Source organism: Pseudomonas sp. R62 (genome assembly GCF_000257605.1).
Lineage (GTDB): Bacteria > Pseudomonadota > Gammaproteobacteria > Pseudomonadales > Pseudomonadaceae > Aquipseudomonas > Aquipseudomonas atacamensis.
In genome coordinates, this window is the sequence record NZ_JH635999.1 from 71,524 (window position 1) to 74,269 (window position 2,746).

Sequence of the window (2,746 nt, forward strand, 5' to 3'; positions counted from 1 at the left end):
CAGTGCCGGCAGGAAGTCGCCGAAGGTCAGCATCATCAGGGTGAAGCTGGCATCCAGTTGGCCCAGGGCTTCGTCGCCACCGTCCTGTTCCGCCTGATCCTGCAACAGATCCTCGAATTTCAGGCGTTTGACGGTCATCTTGTCGTCGAGCATGAACGACAGTTTGTCCTGCCAGGCCAGCGACAGCTGAGTGACGACTTTGCCGGTGCTCAGGTGCAGCTGGATTTCTTCGCTGGTCAGGTCTTGGCGTTTGCAACGGACGATGCCGCCGTCTTCGTGGGTGTCGCGCAGTTCGCACTCGTCCAGCACATAGAAATCGTCGGCGGCTTTCTGCGTGGTGACCCACTCGGTCATCACCGCAGTCGGTGCCATTTTCACGGTGAGCGGACGCACGGGCAGGGTGCCGATCACTTCGCGCAGGGTCGAAAGCAGGTCTTCGGCGCGTTTCGGGCTGGCCGAGTTGACCAGGATCAGGCCCTGTTTCGGCGCGATCGCGGCAAAGGTCGATGAGCGACGAATGAACGCGCGCGGCAGAAAGGCCTGGATGATTTCATCCTTGATCTGATCGCGTTCCTTCTTATAGACCTTGCGCATCTGCTCGGCCTCGATCTCTTCGACCTTTTCCTTGACCGCGTCACGCACGACGCTGCCCGGCAGAATGCGTTCTTCCTTGCGCGCAGAGATCAGCAGGAAATCGCCGCTGACATGCACCAGCGGCGCATCCTCGCCCTTGCCGAACGGCGCAACGAAACCGTAAGTGGTCAGCTCCTGGCTTGCACACGGCCGCGCCAGTTTGGTCGCCAGTGCAGTTTCCAGCGCCTCGGCGTCGACAGGCAGGTCTTGGGTCAGGCGATAGATCAGCAGGTTCTTGAACCACATGGGGCGAGTCACTCCTTTATACAAAGGGGGGCATTATTGTCTTCGCCGGGGCATAGGCCAACCCTTCTCTAAGCCTTTGGAAGGCCTCGGAAAATTATTTAAAAAAGTGCTTGCCAGAGGTTGGGGTGCTCCGTAGAATGCGCGCCACACCGAAGCGAAGGGTGATTAGCTCAGCTGGGAGAGCGTCTGCCTTACAAGCAGAATGTCGGCGGTTCGATCCCGTCATCACCCACCATTCGTTTCAAGTGTTTAGCGCAGCGGTAGTTCAGTCGGTTAGAATACCGGCCTGTCACGCCGGGGGTCGCGGGTTCGAGTCCCGTCCGCTGCGCCATATTCGGTAACCTGGACCACTGAACGCCAGGTCGCCACGGAAAAACCCGCTGAAGCGGGTTTTTTTCTGTCTCAAGGTTGTACCCGCGGGATGTATCGTTTCACCGGTTTTCAGATTTTTTTGAAAAATATTCAATTAAATCAACACTTTACGAAAACCTGTGGCATAATGCGCCCCGTAACGAAGCGAAGGGTGATTAGCTCAGCTGGGAGAGCGTCTGCCTTACAAGCAGAATGTCGGCGGTTCGATCCCGTCATCACCCACCATTCGTTTCAAGCGTTTCGCGCAGCGGTAGTTCAGTCGGTTAGAATACCGGCCTGTCACGCCGGGGGTCGCGGGTTCGAGTCCCGTCCGCTGCGCCATATTCGGTATCTGGAACTGAACGCCAGACACCACAAAAAGCCCGCCTTGTGCGGGCTTTTTGCTGTCTGCGATTTATAAAATCGCCGCGCTACTGCGCCGCATTGCGGGCATGCCGATAATCGCTCACCGCCTCGTACACTGCCTTGCGCAAGCGATTGATCCCGCCAATCGGCCGATGCGCCTCGATGCCGAACCACGGGTTGAACGACAGGTTGTCGCATTGCAGATTCAGCGCCGGCGTGTCGAAGTCCTGCGCGGGCAGGGTGATCCGCGCCACGGTTGCAAACGGTGCATCCTGCTCACGCCACTCAATGCTCGTGTCCTCGATCGGCATGTATTTGTTCGCGTCCTGGCGCTGGATCTGCAAGGCGAAGCACGCCGGCACCCGATCCGTCGACAACTGCTGATTCAGTGCGCTGCGCAGGAAATTCGGCAAGTCGTGATTCTGTTTGGGCAGCGTATACGCCGGGCAACGCTCCGGATCCGGCACGACGCGGAATTTCGCATTGGCCTCACCGAACTTGTAGGGCGATACCGAGAAATATGTGGTCTCGGTCGGACTGTCCGGCGGCGCTGACAGCGTAGCCAGCGCGATGAATAGATGACGGACCTGCCAGGTGCGCGGATCCCATGTCGGAAAAAACGCCATGACCTTCTTGCCGTCAGCCTGCGCCGCCACATTCTGACGATACTCTGCGACATTGCTGACAAAGAAATTCGGATGGCTGAACATCACGAAATCCTGTTCATGCTGGTCCTGGCGGTTGCCGAGCAGTTGCGTGCCAGGAACCTCAAGCAACTTGATCGCCATTCCGCGCGCGTCGCGAATGCTGTCGAATTGTGGATAGGCATTGCCGTTGGACAACCGGATCAGCGCCTGCCAGGTCTTGCCCGGCTCGCTGAACACACCCTGTCGCAGCGATTGCGCCAGTTCCGGTAACACCTGCACTTGCGCCTTCACGCAGCCATGCGCCTTGGCGTGGGCATCGCGCAGATAACGCGTGGGTTCGCGGTGCTGGTCGACGATGCGCACTGCGGTTTGGATGACGTCCTGGGTCATCGCCGCTTCGCCTGCTGGAATCTGTTCCTGCGCCGACACCGGCCCGCGATGCTGCCAGGCAAACCACGCGGTGGCGATGGCCCAGCCGAGCAGGGCGATGACCAGCAGGATCA

2 protein-coding genes and 4 tRNA genes are annotated in these 2,746 nt (G+C 59.0%); 4 read left to right on the plus strand and 2 right to left on the minus strand.

Translation table 11 applies throughout. The features are described 5' to 3' along the window. Nucleotides 1-879: recombination-associated protein RdgC (gene rdgC, locus OQK_RS18730; RefSeq protein WP_016773729.1), on the minus strand; the 879-nt coding region annotated here is incomplete at its 3' end. A 159-nt stretch (nucleotides 880-1,038) separates the two neighbouring features. On the opposite strand from rdgC, the gene OQK_RS18735 reads away from it, so the two are divergent. The 4 genes from OQK_RS18735 to OQK_RS18750 all read left to right on the plus strand — a co-directional run bounded on the left by OQK_RS18735 (nucleotide 1,039) and on the right by OQK_RS18750 (nucleotide 1,572). Then, nucleotides 1,039-1,114: transfer RNA gene (locus OQK_RS18735), tRNA-Val, on the plus strand. Nucleotides 1,115-1,133: 19 nt separating this feature from the next. Continuing rightward, nucleotides 1,134-1,210 (plus strand) — tRNA-Asp (locus tag OQK_RS18740). A gap of 190 nt (nucleotides 1,211-1,400) precedes the next feature. Beyond that, nucleotides 1,401-1,476, plus strand: a tRNA-Val gene (locus OQK_RS18745). 19 nt (nucleotides 1,477-1,495) lie between these two features. Then, nucleotides 1,496-1,572 (plus strand) — tRNA-Asp (locus OQK_RS18750). Nucleotides 1,573-1,661: 89 nt separating this feature from the next. Here OQK_RS18750 and OQK_RS18755 read toward each other — a convergent pair. Continuing rightward, entirely contained in the window at nucleotides 1,662-2,744 is a 1,083-nt protein-coding gene (locus OQK_RS18755; protein WP_016773730.1) for a catalase family protein, read from the minus strand. Between the last annotated feature and the right edge of the window lie 2 nt (nucleotides 2,745-2,746).